This is a genomic window from Collinsella tanakaei, assembly GCF_016902615.1.
Lineage (GTDB): Bacteria > Actinomycetota > Coriobacteriia > Coriobacteriales > Coriobacteriaceae > Collinsella > Collinsella tanakaei_A.
In genome coordinates this window covers 20515-40963 of the sequence record NZ_JACJMB010000020.1, presented here as the reverse complement: position 1 = coordinate 40963, position 20449 = coordinate 20515, and the positions used below count along the sequence as shown (strand labels likewise).

Sequence of the window (20449 nt, the reverse complement as noted above, 5' to 3'; positions counted from 1 at the left end):
AATCTGCCTCTTGAAATCGTCGGTGAAATGCCTCGGGTGCTTTGGATCGGCCATCGAGCCTCCTTCCATAGGCCCTCGTGAAACTGTCCAACCTAGTGTAGCCAATCCACCGTGGTCAGGCGCGCCCGTGCGGCCGGCTGCGAGGTCGCCTGCCTCACCGGGAAGCGCGAGAAGAAGGCGCGCGAGCTGTCCCGGGCGTGGCCAGGAACGACGCGAGGGACGCCGAGGTCATCGCGGCCGCGGCGGCGGGCATGCCCCCGCAAGACGTCAGGCAGCGCTATGTTGGGGCACGATTAAGCATGCGGGGGTTTACGAGATACGAGACATAGTGCCCCGGAAGAGCGCTAGTCGTCCGCAGCCATGACTGCCGTTGCAGATTGGTACCGGCAGAACCATGAAGAGCCTCTGGCCGCCATACGCACCTTTTATGATGCGCTTTCCACTATAGCGAGGACCTTGGAAGACACACTTGGAAGGACAAAAACGACTCAATGCGACACGTCAGTTATCTTAACGTCAACGCGGGCAAAATCGCTTAAGTCCCCTACCTTCAGTCCGCTTTTTTCCGCCTTAATCGATATCTGCTCGCGCAGATTCTTCGATGACCCAATGTAATCTTCACAAAGGCGGGCCAGTTCTTTCCCCTCGTTTGTAAGCACTGGTGAAAAAGCGACCTCCTTTTCCCGTTCCCCGCCGTTAACGATAAAAACCGGACCATCCTTTGTTGCCAGCCCGACAAACCCACCTGCAGGGACATGCCTATTTGAAACTATCGAAGTGGCAACCAAGCCCATTGATTCAAGGTTCGTTCTATCAAGCAAGGACATTACTCCGCCATTGATTAATCCGCTGCTGATATTTTCGACTACCAAAAGCGAGTTCGGATCACCCTCTCCTCCCAAAGGATAAACGCAAATAGAGCATAGGGCCTGAAAATCCTCGGCATCCTTCCGTTCCATGTTAGCAAGAATGTCCATGCTTCTCTTGGAGTAAAGCCCGGGAGACTCAAGCTCACCAAGTATCAGCTTTGCCCATATTTCGCGCACTTCTTGCTCATCGGCCTCGCGCGAACCCTCTATTATTTTGTCTCGCGTTGCATCTGATAAGTTGTCCGGGTCAGCCTCCCCGTCTATGGACCCTGCTACACGATTCAACACGGCGAGAAGATTATCCGCCTGCCTCTCTGTAAACATCAGGCCGGTTACAGCCATAAGATACGCCCTCTCCGGCGATACCGTCGGTGAAAAGGACATGTATGTGGCCATCGATTCAGCTATTGCTTTGTTCATCGCGGCCATCGCTTCAGCAGCCTTTTTCGCTCTTCTTGGAGCAAGGAAGCCTCCCGCAAAGCCAGATAGTTTAAAGCTGGGGCTCAAGTTGACGGTGACGCCCCCTTCGTTGTTCACAACCCCGACTTGTCCCGTTGCCGTCGAGGACGCGCTCTGATTCAGATTGCCCATTACTCCCAAACTCCTTCTAATCCATCCGGCGGACCAATCAGCGCCCATCTTCCTCTTCTCGCCGGATCCCGTCGTAGAGGCCGTCCACCAGCAGATGGAGGAGATCCCGCCCCACCTGCGGCTGGCTAAGCAGGAAGCTGTACCACTCCCTGTTCTTGTCGTAGTTCTCCACGATGGCCTCCTCCGCCTGGTCCTCCACGGTGTTGGCGAAGTCCCTCTTTGAGTTGACGCGGGCGCTCCTCCGCACCTTCTCGTTGGCGCTCAGAGTGCCTCTCAGCGTCAAGAGCGAGCTCGCTGCGACGTCCGTGTCGAAGCTCTTGCCATACCTCGCGTTCCACTCCGCCACGATTCTCGAGAGCGTCTCCATCTGGTCCTTGGTGAGCGCAGTGCCGATGCCCCTCGCTATCGTCACGGTCGGCGAGGCCTCGAGCGCCTTACCGAAATACTCGCCAGACTTCTCCACCGTGAAATCGGCGAATTCGACCTTGTCGGAAATGTCGAGCCCCTCCCCGCCGCCGTGAGTCACGCTAATCTCGTGAATCAGATATTGGCAGAAGCGGTACTCCATGTGCATGTACTCGTCCATAAAGGGCGACGCCATGATGAGGAACGAGTACTGCCGGCAAAAGTGGCGGATGATTCTCCGAGTGACCTCGGCATCTTCACCGTCCATCGCCTTGACCGAGGACGCTGCGCGCGCAAGAAGAGACCACATCCGCTCCTTGTCCGAGTTGGACTGCTTCCCCTTGGCGAGAAGACGGTAGAACTCGCGCACATCGTCCGCGTCGAGCACCCCCGTCTCCTCCAGGTTGCGCTCGGTCTCGCGTAGGTCGGAGATCGTCATGGGGTTCTCGAGCACGGTGGTCTCGTAGTAGGGCGCGAACGCCGCCGCAATGTCCTCGTAGCTGTTAGCAAAATCGAGCACGTAGGGACGCTTCTCATACGGCGGACATATGCGGTTAAGACGCGAGAGCGTCTGAACGGCGGAGAGCCCGTGGAGCTTCTTGGCGACGTACATCGCAGAGAGGAGCGGCTCGTCGAAGCCGGTCTGATACTTGTCGGCGACGATGAGCAGGCGGTACCCGTCCTGCGCGAACACGTCGGGCAGCTTGCTCTCGGCGAGGCCCCCGTTCATCAGAACCTCCGTGTAGCGCTCCCCATCGACCCAAATCTCTCCCGAGAACGCAACGAGAGCCCGAACGTGCCCGAGCTTACCCATGTTGTCCCGTCGGAGCGCCTCATACGCCAAGCGATAGCGAACCGCCGCCTCGCGGCTCGACGTCACAATCATCGCCTTCGCCCTGCCGCCAAGGTCCCCCTGCACGCAGCACGTGAAGTGGTTGACGATGACGCGGAGGTTTCCCTCGACGGTCCCGTCGTTCACGGAAATGAGGTGCGCTAGCTGCCGCTTCGCGGAGGCGGTCTCGAGCTCAGGGTCGTCCGGGATGGACTTGACGACGCGGCAGAACGAGTCGTAGGTCGTGTAGTTGGAGGTGACGTCGAGGATGAACCCCTCCTCGATCGCCTGCCGCATGGAGTAGAGGTCAAAGGCCTCCTTCTTGCCCTCCTTGTTGAGCGTGCCGAACATGTCTAGCGTCCGCCCGGTCGGAGTTGCCGTAAAGCCAATGATAGAGACGTTGCGCTGTCTGCCAGAACGGGCAATGTCCTCCGAGACGAGCTGGGAGACGCGGTCGATGGCCGAGGGTTCCTGGAGATCAATGTCCGACAGCGCACCATTGACCGCCGCCATTGTCTCACCTGAGGTCGATCCATGGGCCTCGTCGATGAGGACGGCGAAGCGAAAGCCCGTTCCATCGAAGAAGCCTCGCTCCAAGTTGAGAAACGTCGCCATGGTGCACACAACGATGCGGTAATTGCCTGCAAGCGCCTTTGAGAGCTTGCCCGACTTGCTCGTCTCCCCGTTCTCGTCGGCCCTTCCCTCGGAGTCGATCACGCGGACCGTCCCAGGCGCTTTCGCCATGTCGGTCACCGCCGCTTGGAGCTGGCGGTCAACGACGATGCGATCGGTGACAATAAGGACCTTTGAGAAGAGCAGGTCATCCTCACCCTCGGCGTAGAGTCCCGCGAGCTTGTGCGCAAGCCAGCAGATCGTGTTCGTCTTACCTGATCCGGCGCTGTGCTCCACGAGGTAGTCTCTGAGCGTCCCGTTCCTCGCGATGTCCCCCGCGATGCGCGTGACGGCACGCATCTGCTGGTATCGAGGGAATATGGGCCTCTCGTCCCTCTTCTTCCTGGACTTCCGGTCGCGCGCGTAGTACACGAAGTCGTAGATGAGCGAGAAGACCGAGTCCCGCTTGAGCACCTCCTCCCAGAGGTAGGAGGTGGGGATCTTCCCCTCCTCCACGGGGTTGCCCGCGCGCGTCTCGTGTGCCGCCCCCTCCTCGCGCACGCCCTTGTTGAACGGGAGGAACTTCGAGTCCCCACCCCTGAGCTCGGCGCACACCCAGACCTCAGACAGGTCTACGGCGAAGTGCGCAAGCGCGCCGACCTTGGGCATGAGCAGGCGCGTCTTGCAGTCTCGTTCGAACTTATACTGCCTGATGGCGTCCCGGTAACTCCAACCGGTACCCGAGCTCTCGCACTTGAGCTCCAGGGTGAAGATTGCGAGGCCGTTCAGGAAGATGACGAGGTCTATCCGCTCATCCTCCTTGTGGTAGACCTCGTCCATGCAGGAGAGGACGTTCTGCTCGTAGAGCTCCGCCGCCGCGAGGTCGAAGCCTGCGGAGGGGCGCGGGTGCACGAGACTGAGCTCGACTCCGGAATCGAACGAGACCCCGTTCCAGATGGCCCTCACTAGGCCGCGCTCGGCGACCTCGTTGGCAATCCTGGCGATCACGGTCTCCCGCCAACCCCCGTCATAGATTGCTTGCAGGCGAGCGATCGCCTCTGGCTGCGTCCGCTCGAGAAAGTCAATCAGCAGCTCCGAGTCCATGGCGAGAATCGGGTCGTAGCTCCTCTTCGCGAGCCTGCGCACATACCCGTTCTCATGCACGAGCTGGTCGATGATGATGTTCTGAAAGTCACGCTCCGTAAGAGGGCTCCTGCGAGGAGCCATGGAGTCGTACTCTATAGAGACACCTTGCCCAGCCATAGCTATCCTTTCGTACCGACACGGCGCTTGCCGGCAACATACTCGTAGATGAGGGATTGCCGGCGCTTCTTGAGAACGTCGAGCTGCTTGCGCTTTGTGTTGATGACGGCGTCGATGGCTGAGCATCGATCGTCGAGGAAATCCGTTATGCGCTCCTGTTCATCGCGAGGCGGAAGGAGAACCTCGGCTTTTCTGAGAATAGCCTGGGTAATGCTAAACACCTTGACGCCCATCGCGAGATTTCTGAGCTGATAGCGCCAGGCATCGGTTCTGGCCAGATAGGCGAGATAACGGCCGCTCAGGCTCGTTTGGTCGGAACGGCAGGTCACGGTATGATAGCCGGCGTAGACGACGTCGTCCGTATCAATCAGCGCAGCGTTGCCTATCCCCTCGACGTCCTCCGACGTGTCGGCGAATACGACGTCGCCCCTCTGGAGCTTTGACGATTCGCTTCCCGACACTCTGTTCGCCGGGATGAACCTCAGCAGGCTGTCATCCAAATGGGCTCCCGTGTTGTCCTTCGAGTGAATCTGCCCGTAGCTTATGACGGGCACGCCCTCCTCAACAAGGTCGGTCTTTAGTATCGGGAGGCCCTTGAACATCGAGCAGTGGTATTTCAAAGGTTCAACCCGCCAGGACTCCGGCACGGAATGGACCCATTCCGCGCCACTTGGCTTCATGGGTACATTTGAATCAAGGCCCTTGGTTACGGCCTCGTGAATTACGGAGGAGCGATACCGTTCCAGCAAGTCGATCTGCCGTTCGATTGAGCCGATGCAGAACTCAACGCTCTTGCAGAATGTATCCAGATACTTCGTTATACGCTCTTGTTCCTCAATGGGCGGCACCGGAACCCTGAGGGAGAGAAGATAATCGAAACTGATATTGTCGACCGTGGACTTATCCTTAAGAAGAACCTTCAAAAGGTTGTCGTTATTTCCCTTGACAAAGTAAAGAAAGAACTTGCCCAGCACTTGGTCATTGAAAGTCAGCGCCTTGATATCCTGATTGACTGTCATTGGGCATGCAAGCAACGCGACTGGAAGTGTGTGCTGAAGGATGCCGGAGCGAGCCACCATAACAACAGTCCCTTCGGGAAGCAGTCTTGTGGAACAGCTCTCAACAGCCTTAACGGAAATATGAAGAGAAGTATCGGTCAGAACGTCTGTCTTGACCTCTTGTGAGGAAACCCAGGGAATCTCGCCGTCCCAGAAGTCGGAGATGTCCTTGCTCGGTGTTGCACCGGATTCAAAGGATGCCAGATATCTAAGGCGCCCCATCTTCCAAGAGACCGGAATATCCCCGATCCATTCGACACCGCTCGGCCTCATCCCCTCCGCCATCATGCCATCAACTCCTTGAGCTGATCCTGCAGCTCAATCTCCAGGCGGCTGAACTCGGCGAGCAGCTTGTCCGAGGGCTCAGGTGACACGTACGCGTAAAAGTAGCGCGTGAACGGAATCTCCGCCCCCGTCTTCACCGCCTTGTCGGTCTCCTCGTCGAACCACTTCGCGTCGGGAACATAGGGATAGACCTCGCGCTCGAAGTACTCCTCGACGTCCTCGGAGAGCCTTACGATCTCCGTGTCCTTGGTGGAAGGGTCGTACTCCACGGACCCATCACGCCTGTAGCGCAGGGGCGCCGTCTTGTCCATCTCGGACATGGCGTCCACCACCTTGTCCACGACGCTCTTCCTCTGGGCGGGAGTCTCGCCGTCCCTGTAGTCCGGAAGGGTGAAGAGAAGGTCACTCACCATCTTGCCGAAGGCCTTGTAGTCCTGAGTCGGCTCTTTCATGACATTGTCCCTCAAGAGCGCGAGCATCCGCTCGAAGACCGGCTCGGCAGCGCGCAGGCCCTCGAGCTGCTTTCTCTGCCTGGAGCTCATGTCAGCCTCGTCGATGAGCGAGAGCTCCTCGAGCTTTGCCGGGTTGTGGAAGTCGTCCTTGAACTTTCGCGCGGCAAGGTCGTCGATACGCTCGGGTGTTATCTGGTAGCTTCGCTGAAGGGGCTGGTACACCGCGTACTCGTGATAGAGGAACTCCTCGTTGGGGAGGATGCAGCACTTCTCGCCCTCCTGGAAGTCCGTGTAGAGCTTGACGATCTCCTCGATTTGCTCGCCCGAGACCTGCTTGCGCTTGTTGCCAAGCGAGCGGCGCATGGGCACCCACTCGGAGGTGGCGTCGATGAGCTGGACGAGCCCGCGCCTGCATGGGGCCTTGTTCTTCGAGAGCACCCACACGTAGATGGCGATTCCCGTGTTGTAGAAGAGGTCCCCCGGCATCCCGACGATGGCCTCCACGTAGTCGTTCTCCAGGAGCCACCGGCGAATCTGGGACTCACCCGACGAGGTCCCGCCGGAGAAGAGAGGCGAGCCGTTGGAGATCACGCAGGCGCGCCCATGTTCGTCGTCGAGCTTATACATGACGTGCTGCATGAACAGGAGCTGCATGTCACTCTTGGCGGGGAGGCCTGCCGGGAACCTGCTGTCGAGCTTCGCGTACTCGTCCTTGACAGCCTTTTCCACGCCGTCGCCTGCGTCCTTTCCTCCCCACGGCTGACCGAAGGGCGGATTCATGAGCACGAGGCGCATCTTGTCGTTGGGAAAGCAGTCCTCCTTCATGGTGTCCGCCTGGCGGATGTTCTCCGCGCGCTGGCCCTTGATGAGCATGTCAGCGAGGCAGATGGCGTGCGTGTCGGGAATGATCTCCTGCCCGTAGAGGTAGACGTCCGCATCCGGGCAGATCTCGTCCAGGAGCTCCTTCGCACAGGAGAGCATGCCGCCCGTTCCGCACGCAAAGTCGCCCACCTTGATGACCTTCCCCGGCTCGCTCAGGTCCTCGCAGCCCTCCGCGAGGGCGAGCCGCGTGAGGAGGCGAACGACCTCGCGAGGGGTGTAGTGGTCGCCCGCCTCCGCGTTCTCCGAGAAGCGGCGGATGATCTCCTCGAACATGTATCCCATGGCCACGTTGCTGACCGCACCTGGATCCAGGTCGAGCTCCGAGAACTTGCGGACGACGCCCGTAAGCTTGGAGCCCTTGTGCATCTTGGTAATCTCCTTGTCGAACTCGAGGTCCGCGAAGATCTGCTTGATGTTGGGCGAGAAAGCGTCTATATAAGTTCTAAGGTTCTTGTGCAGCTGAGCGGGATCACCGAGCAGCTTGGCAAGCGACCAACGACTCGTGTTGTAGAAGTCGTACCCTGCCTTGCGGCGCAGGATCTGCTCTGGCGTCCCAGGGTCCTTCTCATAGAGCTCGCAGACCGCATCCTTGGTGCTCGCAAGGGCGCATTCGAGGCGACGGAGGATGGTCATGGGAATGATGACGTCACGATATTTATCCGCCTGATACGTTCCACGCAGGGTGTTGGCAATACTGAAAACGGTGTCTATCTGCTTCTTTACGTCAACCTGACCGGCCATGCGTGAGCTCCCCCGATTTAATTAAAGCTGCACCTCATCTCAGAGGCAGCACTTCAACTAATTCCTATTCGAAATTGTATCAGCATGGCTAAGACCCATAAGCCGAAGACAATCTGCCCCAAATAGAATGAAAGTCGTCTTACCCATGATTTATAGTGTTTTTGTATTTCTCTTCTGCATCAGGAGGAAGCGTCTTGCACTAGTCCATGCATAAACTTGACATTCCAAATCGTCCGACAAATCCGAATGAATTTGGACAAAAGTTTGGACAGCTATTTGGACATAATGAAAAAAGGTCAGAGCGCAAATGCTCTGACCTTATCTTTCGTGGTGGGCGTTACAAGATTTGAACTTGTGACCTCTTCCGTGTCAGGGAAGCGCTCTCCCCCTGAGCTAAACGCCCGTTCAGGTGGTGCGCTCTTCAGCGCGAGGAATAATATACATAAGCCCGGCGACCGTGTAAAGCACTTTTTCAAAAAACTTTTCCGGTTGCTGAAAATGGGGACGTTTGTGCAGGTCATCCCTATCGAGGCGCCGGTGGGATATCTTCGCCGATGCGCATGTTCTCAAACGTCTCGGCCATAAAACGGTCGTCGAAGTGCGTATCGATATAGACCTCGAATGGGTTCTGCGGCGGAACCCCCTGATGGCGCTGTCCCGCCCGCCAGAAGCACCCGAGCGTCAAGGCGATGTCGAGCAACGTGAAGATCGTCAGAAATGTCGCAACCACCGCCTGGCCGCGCGTCGAGGGCTCGCCGATGCGGTAGATGAGCTCCGGCATGATGAGGCGGCACCACACAAGGCCGATCACGCCCCACATGAACAGGAAGCGCCATGCGATCCACTGCGTGATGTGATCAGGTAGGCCGAGATAGGTCCACGACTGCAGATGCGCGAAATGGTCCAGGCTCCAGCCGGCGCACTGCTCGAGCGTGCCGCCGAGCGTAGCCGATATCAAGAACACCTGCCAGCCCGGTCGGCTCCTCACCTGCCACAGGCATACCGTGAGCAGCACCGCCCCCAAACCGTACAGCGGCGAGAACGGTCCCCACACGAGTCCCACGCGACTCTCCACGACGCCGAACGCCACAAACGTATAGATGGTCTCGAGCACAAGCCCGAGGACCGATGCCAAAAGGAAGATGATGAGGTACTGATAGGGCGACGGCGTGCAATGCGCGAGATACGCGTCACGGCGTCGCACCCGTGCGTCCCGAATCAGCTGGCGCTGCGCGCGCGACGGCCTGCCCGTTCGAACCTTCTCGTTTGCCGCTGCGAAGAAGGAGGACTCGTTGAGATACCCCTCCGCGATGAGCTTCGTGACCACACGCGCGGGGCTATGCGCATCCAGCCGCTTTCTGATCAGCCAGCCTACGCCCCGTGCAAGCAAAAACACCAAGACGACAAGGAGAAGAATCCTAAACAAGCTCTACCCTCCCGTGCAGCAATCTCGCAGTACCCATGGTGGATACTGTAGTGCCCTCACGACCGACTTCAAACTTTTTTTCAAAATCTCTTGCACACCTCACCCGATTCGCGTATATTACTTTTTCGCAAGCGGACATGGCTCAGTTGGTAGAGCACAACCTTGCCAAGGTTGGGGTCGCGGGTTCGAGCCCCGTTGTCCGCTCCATTGCATGTCAGGAGCCGGTTTTCTAATCGGCTCTTTTCATATCGGCGAAGTGGCCAAGTGGTAAGGCAGAGGCCTGCAAAGCCTTTACCCCCGGTTCGAATCCGGGCTTCGCCTCCAGAACGCTCAAGGGGTCCTTCGGGACCCCTTTTCATGTATGGAGACCCCACGCTGCTCGCCACTCGGAGAGCGCTCTCGTTGGCGAACGTGATGAGCGGATGTAGCTGGCGTCTCAGATACCCTCAGCACCCGAATCTGGTGCGTAAAACGACACGGGCGGCGGCGAAGGCGCCAACACACCTCCTGTGCCGCATCAGACGCTCCTCGAGGCCTCCCTCGCGCGCACCGCGCTCCCCTCTTCCCCTTGCGGACGCCTGGCGGCGATCTGGCGCCCTCGGCGAGCGATCAGCTGCATCGGCGGCAACCAACTTGTCAAAAGTCTCTCTAAGGAGATCTCCAAGCGAGACTTTTGACAAGTTGGTTGCCATCACTCTTCCGCTCAGCGCGCTATCTCTGTGAAGGGCCTCCCCAGCCGGCGCCTACTTGCCTGGTCTGCGATTCTTGGAATCCCCACTTGGAGCGGCGCGCCTTCTGCGGTCGCAATCGTCCGCCAGCCAAACACCGCGCCCCACCAAACAGGACCGCGGCGGTTCGCATTACACAGCCCGCGCTTAGCTCAACCGGAAATGTGAAGAAGTTAAGGACGCTTGCACAGGTCGAAAAACTCGCGTATAGTACTTCCTCGCAAGCGGACATGGCTCAGTTGGTAGAGCACAACCTTGCCAAGGTTGGGGTCGCGGGTTCGAGCCCCGTTGTCCGCTCCATCGCATGATTCGGGCCGATTCTTCAATCGGCCCTTCTCATATTGATGGCGAAGTGGCCAAGTGGTAAGGCAGAGGCCTGCAAAGCCTTTACCCCCGGTTCGAATCCGGGCTTCGCCTCCAGACAGCTCAAGGGGTCCTTCGGGGCCCCTTTCTCGTATGCAGCGTCATCCCCGTCACGCACCTCCTCGAGCAGCGCGCAGCCTCGAACCATATTCATTTGCAAACGGAAAACAGCGAATCGCCGCTCGCCTTATGCCGCGGCGACGGGAAGGGCGAACAGCTTGATCAGACGAACCAGCGTCCCGTGCGTGTCCTTGCGGCGACGCACCTCGACGCTGTCAGCGAGCATGCGCATGAGCTTGATGCCGCGCCCGCGCTCCTCGCTGCCATCGGGCACCTCATCGGGCGCGATCTCGTAACCATCGCCGGTGTCGCGCACCTCGATCACCACGCGGTCGGGATAGGCGATCACCATGCACGTACACCCTTCCGCCCCGTTCGCATGGTCGTACGCGTTCGAGAGCGCCTCGCCGGTCGCCAGCGCCATGTCGAACCGGTCGCTGTCGCTCAGGGGAAGCGCCGAGATCATGTCCACGACTCGATGCCGGTAGTACCCCAGGTGCTCCACCCCCTGTCGCACCGACATGCTCTTGCTCCACAGCGGCATCGCCCCGGGTTTGAGCACGGGCACCGGTGGGCGCGTTGCCGCCGTCACGTGCAGGGCGTCGATAAGGCGGGCGATCTGCAACGACCGCGTGACGTTGGGTGAGGTATTGACGAGCGACAGCATGCCACCCTCTCGGCTCAGGCGCCGCGAACGGGAAATCAGGCATGCAAGACCCGACGAGTCGATGAACGTCACGTGCTGGCAGTTTACCATCACGCGATAGATGCCCGACACGATCAAGTTGTCGATCTTGTCGCGCAGCTCGCTCACCGTCGAGATGTCGATGTCGTGAGCCGGTGTGATCACGGCTATGTCGTTCCACTCATTCATACGCTCATGGTTCCCGCAGACCGTACCGACTATTCACCTGCGCAGACGCTGGCACGCAGACGGCAGGAGCGTGTCGCTGTCCGCGGCAGCGCGCGCTACTTTTGCTCATCGCTTGCCCCCACCGTATCGAAGCGCAGCGCCACGAGCGCGATATCGTCGTCGAGCTCCGAGTCGCTGAACGCATCGAGCGCCGAGAGCACCGTGCCGCACAGCCCCTCGACCCCGTTGGCCGACGCGTGCAGAAGCTCGTCAAACAGCCTCCGCTCGCCGAAGAACTCGCGGTCCGGGCTTCTCGCCTCGATGGCGCCATCGGTGTACATGAACAGGATGTCACCCGGCTCGAAGGTAAAGGTTCCACCCTCATACACCATGGCCTCGAACGCGCCGACCACACCGGACTGCACGGTCAGAAGCTCGATCTCGGCGGGGCTGCCGGCCTCGGGGTCGTCCGGATCGGCCTTCGCCGGATGGATGAGCACCGTGGGCGGATGGCCGGCCGAGCAGTACTCGGCCACGCCGGCGCGCAGGTCGATCTTCGCCACGAACATGGTCGCGAACGTCTCGACGCGCGAGAAGCTCATGAGCATGCCGTTGAGCGAGCGGACCATCGAAACCGGGCTCGTGCCCTCCCAGGCGTACGCCGTCAGCGCGGTCTTCACGAGCGCAGACATCGACGCCGCCTCGATGCCCTTACCCGACACGTCGCCTAGAATCATGACGGCGCGGTCATCGGGCAGGCGAATGAGCGTGTAGAAGTCGCCGCCCACGAGCGCCTGACGCGTCGCGGATGAATAGAGCGAATCGGTCGTGATGCCCGGCACGGTGCCCAGGTCGCTGCGCAGGCCCACCTGCAGGGTCTGGGCGATATGGCGCTCAGAGTTCGTCTTGCGCACGCCGCGCATCATGATCTCGAAATCGTGCGCCAAGCGCACCAGATAGTCGTACTCGATATCGTCGACGGGCTCCTGGGTGCTGTCGCGCAGAAGCAGCACCATGCCGGGCACCCCCTCGGTGCGGCCGACCGGCTCGCCCGAGCCATCGGCCGCCATATCCGCCCGTATGTCGAAGAACACGCCCTGGCTCGGCAGCCCACGCGAGGCGAGCCACTCCCCCGCCCTCATCGTCTGGTCCACGCGCACCAAGCGTACGGACGTGAGGTCCTCAGGTGAGCAGAGCCACGAACTTTGTCCCCCGTTTGAAAACGGCGCGTGCGCCCCCGGGTCGACGCGAGCGGCCGGCGCGGTCGTCGAGAAGAACATGTCCTCGATCGTGTCGGGCAGGTGCACCCGGCTGCCGCCCTCGAAGTCGATCACGTAGCGCCCGGTGTCGGGGTCAAGCTCAACGGAGCACGTGCGGCACTTCAGCACGCGGCGCACCTCGTCGGACACGAAGCGCCAGACGGCGGCATGGTCCTCGCTCTGGTCGAACAGATGCTCGCGCATGCGGTTGAGCGAGCGCGTGAGCTCCTCGGTGCGCTGGGCGCGCAGGCTGCTCACCAGCCCCACGAGCTCGATGGACAGGTAGTCGCAGATGACCTCGAGCACGCGGGCGTCGAGCGCGCGCGGACGGCACGGCCGTTTCCAGCCGAGCTCGAGGATTCCGAGCACCTGCGTACCGAAAAACACCGGCACCGCGATGAGCGTGCGGTACGGCGGCACGTTCTCCAGGCGCAGGCGCGTGCTCATGTGGGTATCGAAGTCGAAGAACACGCTCGCCTCGATGCCCTTGCCATATGCCGACGGCACGATGGCGAGGCTGCAGGGGCGCTGCTCGCGCAGCACGTAAGTGGGGATACCCGAGCCGTACGGGATGAACTCGGGCACGTAGTCGTGCATGAGGCCGTAACTCACGCCGCGCAGCTTGAAGCCGCCGCTTTCGGAGAAGTAGATCGACGAGCCGTCGGCATCGAGGGCGTCCACGAGCTTGTTGAGCACCGCGTCGAGCAGCGAGGGCAGATCCTTCGAACCCGCTGCGGTCATGATGACCGACAGCGTGCCCGACAGGCGCCTGTTGACCGCTTGAAGCTCTGCAAACAGGCGCTGCGTCTGGCGGTCGCGCGTGTACTGCTCCTCGAGGCTGTTGATGACCACCAGAATGCGCCCGACCGGGTCGCGCTCGCCGTCTTCAGCCAACGTCGTGGGGGATACGGTGCGGGCGCGCACGCGTATGGGGACGAACGAGCCGTCCGGCAGCTTGATGCGACAGGTGGCATCCTTGCCATCGAGCGTGAACGGCATGCGGTGGTCCTCGGCGCGCTCGAAATCGTCGCTATAGATGATGTCTTTGATGTCGGTGCCGACGAGGCGGTCGCGCTGAGCCGCCGCGAGGATGACCATCTGGTGGTTCACATGCAGTACCGTGCCGTTCGCCTCGCAGAGGGCAACCGCGTCGCTCGTGAGCTCCACGAGACGCGCGAGTTCGGCAAAACGCTCCCCCATCATGGATTCCATCGTCGCACCTCCGATGACGCGCCGTCCACATGCCGCAGACCCGCCGATGCGGCGCCACGCGGCACACGAGTGCAGTATATCCAAAGGAGCAATCGCAGGCAGCGCAAATCGCCCACCGCGCGATGCCCGGACGGGCGTGTGAATGGTTGCTGCAAGGGTTGATAGTTAGTTTTGGTATATAGATAAAAAAATACCCGAACCCCTGAGGAGCTCGGGTGTATCTCCGATGGTGTCGGAGGCGGGACTTGAACCCGCATGACCGAAATGTGGTCACTAGCACCTCAAGCTAGCGCGTCTGCCAATTCCGCCACTCCGACGTGCCTTTCGGCGAGGAATATATTAGCCCAAGGCGCACGCCGGATGCAACAACTTTTTTGAAAAAGTTTTCGTCCAGGCGGCGTGTGCCCTTTCCGCCGGCATCATGCCTGCTCACCGGCGTACATGCCTGCCGACAGCCGCGCTAGGCAAGCTCCGCCTCCCCCAGATGCGCATAGCCATATGGATCGATGAGGAGCTTTTCGACCTGGCGCGATCCCACCACGGCATGCGCACCGAAGATGTACGGGATCACGGGCATGTCGGCAGCGATCACGTCCTCCGCCTCACGCAGGCGCGCGATGCGCTCCGTATCGCTTGCCGTCGCCCGCGCCTGGTCGATCAGCTCGTCGACCCGCTGGTTGGCATAGCGCGAGAAGTTGAACCCGCCCTGGGCGGACGAATGGAACAGCGGGAACAGCACGTTGTCCATGCAGGGCACATCCGGTGTCCAATCGATGCGTGCAAGCTGGAAGGTACCCGCCTCGAGCCGCTCGTACAGCTCCTCGAAGGAGACCTCCTCGAGCTCGCAGGTCACTCCCACCGCCTCGAAGTCCTCCGCGATCAGCTCCATTGCGTTCTTGTGACCGCTGTCTGCACTGTAGAGGAGAGAGATCGCGCAGTCGCGCTCGCCATCGCCCCCCTTGGGGTACAGCGCATCGAGCGCGTCGGTGGCCGCCGACACATCGTACTCGGCAGCCGCCCATCCCTCCTCTCGGTATCCGGGGATGTCGGGCGGCACGATGCCATAGGCCGGCATGCGCGCGTCACGGAACACCCGCTTCGACAGCGCGTCGCGATCGATCGCCATCGACAGCGCGCGACGGATAGCCGCATCGTTCAGAGGCCCCACGGTGGTGTTGCACACGAGATACGACACCACGGGTTCGCTGCCAAGCACCATATGGCGGCTCGAATTGAGCTGCAGCCGCTCATCATCGTTCGACTTCCAGCTGGCGGCGTTGGCGTCGACCTCGTTGAAGGGACAGGCCGACACCATCAGGTCGCCGGACTCGAACGCACGGTACGATTCGGACACGCCTTCCTGAAAGCTGAAGCGGACCCGCTCGATTTGGGCGGGCATGGGCAGATACTCCTCGAAGCGCACGAGGTCGAAGGCATCATCGGGATGCCCCTGCTCGGCGGCGACCATGAAGGGGCCGTTGCCGACCGGCGCCGCCCCGAACGCAACGGGATCATCCTCGGCAGACGCCGGCACCGGGGCGAGGCCCAGCGCCGACACGATATAGGGGAACTCGGCATACGGACGGGTGAGCTTCACCGTGAGCGTCCGGTCGTCTGGGCAGCTCACGCCGGAAAGGCTTGAAGCCGCGCCCGAGCGGAGCTCGTTGTAGCCCTCCACGAGCGCCAGCAGATGACCCGCCCACGACGGCCCGCCCCACGCCGTCGCAGCGGCGCTCTCAGGGCTCACCAGGCGCTCCCAAGCGCGCTTGAAATCGCTTGCGCGCACCGAGTCGCCGTTGTGGAACGTCGCGTCGCGCAGCGTGAACGTGAACGTCTGCTGGTCCTCCGACACACGATAGCTCTCAGCGGCAAGACACGTGAGCGCCCCGGTCTCGAAATCATAGCGCGTGAGCGGATCGAACAGCTGGAAGACCGCCTGCGCGCTCGCCGGCGCGCTCGCGAAGTACGGGTCGAGGCAGACCGGCTGGTCGATACCCACCACGATCGTCGAATCATCCACCACATCGACCGACGCGATTCCCGCGTCCGACCCCTCGTCGGCGCCGCCCGTCGAGCAGCCCCCGAGCGCCAGCGCACCGAGACCGGCGGCAGCAGCGCCGAGCAGCGCCCTTCTGTTCATCATCAGATCGAAGCGAGCCATATCGTCACCCTATCGATGTCAAGCAATACGTGTGCATGTAGGCCCATTGTCCCGCATGCCGTGCCGCGTATGCACAAGAACGGCCGGGCTGCGCATCTTTCCCAGGAAACTTGCCCCCTGGCGCGCCGGACCGCGCCGAGAGCGCTCACCCTATCAAAAAGGGCCGCCCCAGATGGGACGGCCCACATGAAAAGCAATGCAAGCTGCTCGCTACAGCTCGATGGAGGACTGCTTGATCGGGAACTTCTCGGCGAAGTGGCACGCGCAGAAGTGACCGGGAGCGACCTGCTTGAACTCAGGCTGCTCCTTGCTGCAGATGTCCTTGGCGATCGGGCAGCGAGTATGGAAGCGGCAGCCGGACGGCGGATCGATCGGCGAGGGCGGATCGCCTGCGAGGATGATGCGCTCGCGCGTCTTCTGCACGTCCGGATCGGGCACCGGCACGGCGGAGAGCAGCGACTGCGTGTACGGGTGGTTCGGCTCGGTGTAGAGCGTCTTCCAGTCGGAGAGCTCGACCATCTTGCCGAGGTACATCACGGCCACGCGGTCGGAGATGTGCTGCACGACGGACAGGTCGTGCGCGATGAACAGGTACGCGGTACCGTAGCGGTCCTGCAGCTCCTTCAGCAGGTTCAGAACCTGAGCCTGAATGGAGACGTCGAGCGCGGAGACGGGCTCGTCGCAGATGATCAGCTTCGGGCGCAGAGCGAACGCGCGGGCGATGCCGATACGCTGGCGCTGACCGCCAGAGAACTCGTGCGGGTAGCGGTTGATGTGCTCGGGGTTCAGACCGACGACATCGAGCAGCTCGCGCACGGTCTTCATGCGCTCTTCCTTCGTGCCCACGTTGTGGATGGTCATGGGCTCGGAGATGATCTCGCCGATCGTCATACGCGGGTTCAGGCTCGCGTAGGGGTCTTGGAAGATGAACTGCATCTGACGACGGAGGTCCTTCAGCTCATGCTTGTTCATCTTCGAGACGTCTTTGCCCTCGAAGTAGACCTTGCCCGCGGTGGGGTTGGTCAGGCGCATGATGGTGCGGCCGGTCGTGGACTTGCCGCAGCCGGACTCGCCAACGAGACCGAACGTCTCACCCGGGTAGATCTCGAACGAAACGTCGTTCACGGCCGAGACGACGCGCTTGGAGAAGCGCCCGGCAATCATGCCGGCCTCAGCGGGGAACTCCTTGGTGAGGTGCTCAACCTTGAGCAAGGGCTCGCCTGTGGTATTGGAGGCCATCTTATGCCTCACCTCCCTGGGGCTTGGATTCGATGGTGTCGGGCGTACCCGTGGCAATATGGCCGCGAGACCGCGACGTATCGGGAGCGAACTTCAGGAACTCGGGATCGTCGGCGAAGTGGCAGGCCGAGTAGTGGCCGGTCTCCGTCGTGATGTGGACGGGCTCCTTCTCGTGGCAGATATCCACCGCATACGGGCAGCGCGGCGCGAACGGGCAGCCGCTCGGGAGGTTCACGAGCGACGGCGGGTTGCCGTGAATCGGCTTGAGTGGCTTCTTCTCGTCAATCGCCTGCTCGGGAATCGAGCGGATAAGACCCCAGGTGTAGGGGTGGCGCGAATCGTAGAAGATCTCGTCGGCGGTGCCGAACTCGACCGGGCGGCCGGCGTACATGACCATGATCTTGTCGGCCATGTCGGCCACGACGCCCAAGTCGTGTGTGATCATGATGATCGCGTTGCCGTTCTTCTGCTGCATCTCCTGCATGAGCTCGATGATCTGCGCCTGGATCGTCACATCGAGGGCCGTGGTGGGCTCGTCGGCGATGAGGATGTCGGGGTCGCAGGCGAGCGCCATGGCGATCATGGCGCGCTGGCGCATACCGCCGGAGAACTGGTGCGGGTACTCGTTCACGCGCTTCTCGGGGTTCGGGATGCCCACGAGACGGAGCAGCTCGATAGCGCGCTCCTGCGCCTCCTGCTTGGAGCAGCCGCGGTGCAGGCGCAGGCCCTCGCCCACCTGACGCCCGATCTTATAGACCGGGTTCAGCGAGGTCATGGGGTCCTGGAAAATCATCGCGATGTCGTTGCCGCGGATGTGCTGCATCTGTTCTTCGGTCATCTCGAGCAGCGACTCGCCACGGTAGTAGACGTTGCCGCCCTCGATCTTGCCCGGGGGCATGTCGATGAGGCCCATAATCGTCATAGCGGTCACGGACTTACCGGAGCCGGACTCGCCCACCACGCCGAGGGTCTCGCCGCGGTCGAGCGTGTAGGACACGCCGTTCACCGCGTGGACGATGCCGTCCTCGGTATGGAAGAACATCTTGAGGTTATCGACCTCGAGCAGGTGACGCCCCTCGGGGATGGGCTTCTCCTTAAGGTCGGTGTAGTTCGAATTCTTCTTGGCCATTATGCATCCTTCATCTTGACATCGAGCGCGTCGCGCAGGCCGTCACCGAGCAGCGTGAACGCGAGCACGGTGGAGAGAATCGCGAGACCGGGCATGATCATGAGCCACGGTGCGGTCATCAGGTAGGCCTGGCCGTCCTGAATCATGATGCCCCACGAGGGATTCGGCGGCTGCACACCCATGCCGAGGAACGAGATGGAGGCCTCGGTCAGAATGGCGGAACCGATGTTCATCGTGGCGTACACGACGATGGAGGCGACGGAGTTCGGGAAGATGTGGCGGGCGATGATGCGCGCGTCGGAGGCGCCCATGGCGCGGGCGGCGTCGACGTAGTCGCTCTCCTTGACCGACAGGATCGCGCTTCGGAACACGCGCGCGATGGAGGGCCAGCCGAGGATGCCGATGGCCACGAACACGTTCGTGATGCTCTGGCCGAGCGCGGCGATGAGGCAGAGCACGAACAGCACGTACGGGAACGCCAGGAAGATGTCAGCGGCGCGCATGATGATCGTGTCGAAGATGCCGCCGTAGTACGCGGCGAGCGCGCCCATCACGAGACCGATGACGGTCGAGATCGCGGTGGCCAGAAGGCCGATGGTGAGCGAGATGCGCGCACCGTAGATGACGCGGACCAGAATGTCGCGGCCCGTGACGTCGGTGCCGAACGGGTGCTCGAGCGAAGGCGGCAGCAGCGACGAGGTCGCCATGGCCGTGGTGTCGGCCGCGGTCGGCGAGCCGAGGAGCTGCGGGGCCCACAGGTCGGCGGTGATGGCTACGAGCGCCACGAACAGAATCCAGATCGCCGCGATGATGGCGAGCTTGTTCTTGCGCAGGCGCTTCCAGGCGTCACCCCACAGGGTGCGGGACGCTTCGCCGGAAACGGTTTCCTTGCCGGCAGCGACGGCGGCAGCGGAGGTCGCAGGCGCACCCTCTGCGGCAAGATGCTGGGAAAGACCCGGGTACTTCATGTACGTTCCTCCTAGCCTTCGTTCTTGCTGCTGCCAAGCCTGATGCGCGGATCAAGGAAGGCGTAGCTGATATCGACGATAAGGTTCACGACCATGACCACGACGACGATGATCGTGACGCCGCCCATGACGAGCGGCCAGTCGCGCGCCGAGATCGCCTTGTAGATCTCGGAGCCGACGCCGGGCCAGTTGAAGACCGTCTCGGTGAGGATCGCGCCGGCCATCATGGCACCGAAGTCGATACCGATGTAGGTGACGACCGGGATGAGGGCGTTCTTCAGCGCGTGGTGGATGATGATGGAGCGACGGGAGAGACCCTTGGCCTTCGCCGTGCGGATGTAGTCCTGGTTCAAAACGTCCAGCAGCTGCGAGCGCATGATGCGCGCGGTGTAGGCCGTGGAGACCGCAGCGAGCGTGAACGACGGGAGGATGTAGTGCATCCAGTCCTGATAAGGGGAGTTGGGGCCACCGGCGCCCGAGATGGGGAGCGCGACCGCGCCGTGGGTCAGATCCTTCAGCCAGATACCGAATATCAGCTGCAAGATCATGCCGAGCCAGAATGCCGGCACGGCGACGAGGACCGAGGTGACAAGCGTCACGAGGATGTCCCAGAACGAGTAGCGCTTCACGGCCGAGATGAGGCCCGCGCCGATGCCCATGACCGCCTCGAGGCAGATGGCGCACGCGGCGAGCTTCACGGTGTAGGGATACTTCTCAGCGAAGATGTCGGTGACCGGACGCTTCTTGGAGTACGAGGTGCCCAAGTCGCCATGGAGCAGGTCGTTCATGTAGCGGAAGTACTGCTCGTGCAGCGGCACGGGAATGGTGTCGCCGTTCTCGTCGTAGATCGGCTGACCCTTGTCGTTACCGTAGATCAGGTTGTTCTCGACCTCGAGCTGCAGGCGCGTCTGCTCGGGAACGGAACGTCCGCCGGTGATCATCGAGATAGGATCGCCGGGAACGATTGCCTTCATGGCGAACAGGATGATCGTCACGCCGATGAAGACAGGGATGAATTGAAGCACGCGCTTCAATATATATTTCCCCATGATTCTTCTCCC

At 61.3% G+C, this 20449-nt stretch carries 12 protein-coding genes and 6 tRNA genes; 4 read left to right on the top strand and 14 right to left on the bottom strand.

The window, feature by feature from the left end; all coding sequences use genetic code 11:
- Positions 1 to 488 precede the first annotated feature (488 nt).
- The 6 genes from H6A21_RS07560 to H6A21_RS07535 all read right to left on the bottom strand — a co-directional run bounded on the left by H6A21_RS07560 (position 489) and on the right by H6A21_RS07535 (position 9416).
- The gene (locus H6A21_RS07560) at positions 489 to 1460 is read right to left on the bottom strand and encodes a DUF2806 domain-containing protein (RefSeq protein ID WP_204562145.1); all 972 of its coding nucleotides are present in this window, start codon (positions 1458 to 1460) and stop codon (positions 489 to 491) included.
- Between the two features lie 37 nt (positions 1461 to 1497).
- Positions 1498 to 4572: a DEAD/DEAH box helicase family protein gene (locus H6A21_RS07555; protein WP_204562144.1), complete on the bottom strand. Its 3075-nt coding sequence runs from the start codon at positions 4570 to 4572 to the stop codon at positions 1498 to 1500.
- Positions 4573 to 4574: 2 nt separating this feature from the next.
- Complete coding sequence (locus H6A21_RS07550; RefSeq protein ID WP_204562143.1) at positions 4575 to 5918, bottom strand: restriction endonuclease subunit S; 1344 nt, start codon at positions 5916 to 5918, stop codon at positions 4575 to 4577.
- A complete protein-coding gene (locus H6A21_RS07545) occupies positions 5915 to 7990 on the bottom strand; it encodes a type I restriction-modification system subunit M (protein ID WP_204562142.1) in 2076 nt (691 codons plus the stop codon). The genes H6A21_RS07550 and H6A21_RS07545 overlap by 4 nt, the downstream gene beginning before the upstream one ends.
- A gap of 328 nt (positions 7991 to 8318) precedes the next feature.
- Positions 8319 to 8393: transfer RNA gene (locus H6A21_RS07540), tRNA-Val, on the bottom strand.
- Between the two features lie 120 nt (positions 8394 to 8513).
- Positions 8514 to 9416 carry a putative ABC transporter permease gene (locus H6A21_RS07535; RefSeq protein ID WP_204562141.1) on the bottom strand — a complete coding sequence of 301 codons (903 nt, stop codon included), beginning with the start codon at positions 9414 to 9416 and terminating at the stop codon, positions 8514 to 8516.
- A gap of 131 nt (positions 9417 to 9547) precedes the next feature.
- Between H6A21_RS07535 and H6A21_RS07530 the strand changes: the two genes are divergently transcribed.
- The 4 genes from H6A21_RS07530 (at position 9548) to H6A21_RS07515 (ending at position 10564) form a co-directional block, all read left to right on the top strand.
- A tRNA-Gly gene (locus H6A21_RS07530) sits at positions 9548 to 9623 on the top strand.
- Between the two features lie 43 nt (positions 9624 to 9666).
- Positions 9667 to 9740 (top strand) — tRNA-Cys (locus H6A21_RS07525).
- A 628-nt stretch (positions 9741 to 10368) separates the two neighbouring features.
- Positions 10369 to 10444: transfer RNA gene (locus tag H6A21_RS07520), tRNA-Gly, on the top strand.
- A 46-nt stretch (positions 10445 to 10490) separates the two neighbouring features.
- Positions 10491 to 10564 (top strand) — tRNA-Cys (locus H6A21_RS07515).
- Between the two features lie 130 nt (positions 10565 to 10694).
- Here H6A21_RS07515 and H6A21_RS07510 read toward each other — a convergent pair.
- From H6A21_RS07510 to H6A21_RS07475, 8 genes are all read right to left on the bottom strand, one after another.
- Positions 10695 to 11441 (bottom strand): anti-sigma factor antagonist, encoded by a 747-nt coding sequence (locus H6A21_RS07510; RefSeq protein WP_204562140.1) that lies wholly within the window; start codon positions 11439 to 11441, stop codon positions 10695 to 10697.
- A gap of 95 nt (positions 11442 to 11536) precedes the next feature.
- Complete coding sequence (locus tag H6A21_RS07505) at positions 11537 to 13891, bottom strand: GAF domain-containing SpoIIE family protein phosphatase (RefSeq protein ID WP_204562139.1); 2355 nt, start codon at positions 13889 to 13891, stop codon at positions 11537 to 11539.
- Positions 13892 to 14118: 227 nt separating this feature from the next.
- Positions 14119 to 14208, bottom strand: a tRNA-Leu gene (locus H6A21_RS07500).
- A 143-nt stretch (positions 14209 to 14351) separates the two neighbouring features.
- Complete coding sequence (locus H6A21_RS07495) at positions 14352 to 16052, bottom strand: ABC transporter substrate-binding protein (protein WP_204562138.1); 1701 nt, start codon at positions 16050 to 16052, stop codon at positions 14352 to 14354.
- A 210-nt stretch (positions 16053 to 16262) separates the two neighbouring features.
- Positions 16263 to 17291 carry an ABC transporter ATP-binding protein gene (locus H6A21_RS07490; protein ID WP_204562137.1) on the bottom strand — a complete coding sequence of 343 codons (1029 nt, stop codon included), beginning with the start codon at positions 17289 to 17291 and terminating at the stop codon, positions 16263 to 16265.
- A gap of 1 nt (position 17292) precedes the next feature.
- Positions 17293 to 18420: an ABC transporter ATP-binding protein gene (locus tag H6A21_RS07485; protein ID WP_204562136.1), complete on the bottom strand. Its 1128-nt coding sequence runs from the start codon at positions 18418 to 18420 to the stop codon at positions 17293 to 17295.
- The gene (locus tag H6A21_RS07480) at positions 18420 to 19388 is read right to left on the bottom strand and encodes an ABC transporter permease (protein ID WP_204562135.1); all 969 of its coding nucleotides are present in this window, start codon (positions 19386 to 19388) and stop codon (positions 18420 to 18422) included. The genes H6A21_RS07485 and H6A21_RS07480 overlap by 1 nt, the downstream gene beginning before the upstream one ends.
- Positions 19389 to 19399: 11 nt before the next feature.
- Complete coding sequence (locus H6A21_RS07475) at positions 19400 to 20437, bottom strand: ABC transporter permease (RefSeq protein ID WP_204562134.1); 1038 nt, start codon at positions 20435 to 20437, stop codon at positions 19400 to 19402.
- Positions 20438 to 20449 lie beyond the last annotated feature (12 nt).

Bases quoted from the DNA above. Each gene is read 5' to 3' on its own strand.
- H6A21_RS07560 (WP_204562145.1), bottom strand. From the start codon at position 1,460: ATGGGCAATCTGAATCAGAGCGCGTCCTCGACGGCAACGGGACAAGTC.
- H6A21_RS07555 (WP_204562144.1), bottom strand. From the start codon at position 4,572: ATGGCTGGGCAAGGTGTCTCTATAGAGTACGACTCCATGGCTCCTCGC.
- H6A21_RS07550 (WP_204562143.1), bottom strand. From the start codon at position 5,918: ATGATGGCGGAGGGGATGAGGCCGAGCGGTGTCGAATGGATCGGGGAT.
- H6A21_RS07545 (WP_204562142.1), bottom strand. From the start codon at position 7,990: ATGGCCGGTCAGGTTGACGTAAAGAAGCAGATAGACACCGTTTTCAGT.
- H6A21_RS07510 (WP_204562140.1), bottom strand. From the start codon at position 11,441: ATGAATGAGTGGAACGACATAGCCGTGATCACACCGGCTCACGACATC.
- H6A21_RS07505 (WP_204562139.1), bottom strand. From the start codon at position 13,891: ATGGAATCCATGATGGGGGAGCGTTTTGCCGAACTCGCGCGTCTCGTG.
- H6A21_RS07495 (WP_204562138.1), bottom strand. From the start codon at position 16,052: ATGGCTCGCTTCGATCTGATGATGAACAGAAGGGCGCTGCTCGGCGCT.
- H6A21_RS07490 (WP_204562137.1), bottom strand. From the start codon at position 17,291: ATGGCCTCCAATACCACAGGCGAGCCCTTGCTCAAGGTTGAGCACCTC.
- H6A21_RS07485 (WP_204562136.1), bottom strand. From the start codon at position 18,420: ATGGCCAAGAAGAATTCGAACTACACCGACCTTAAGGAGAAGCCCATC.
- H6A21_RS07480 (WP_204562135.1), bottom strand. From the start codon at position 19,388: ATGAAGTACCCGGGTCTTTCCCAGCATCTTGCCGCAGAGGGTGCGCCT.
- H6A21_RS07475 (WP_204562134.1), bottom strand. From the start codon at position 20,437: ATGGGGAAATATATATTGAAGCGCGTGCTTCAATTCATCCCTGTCTTC.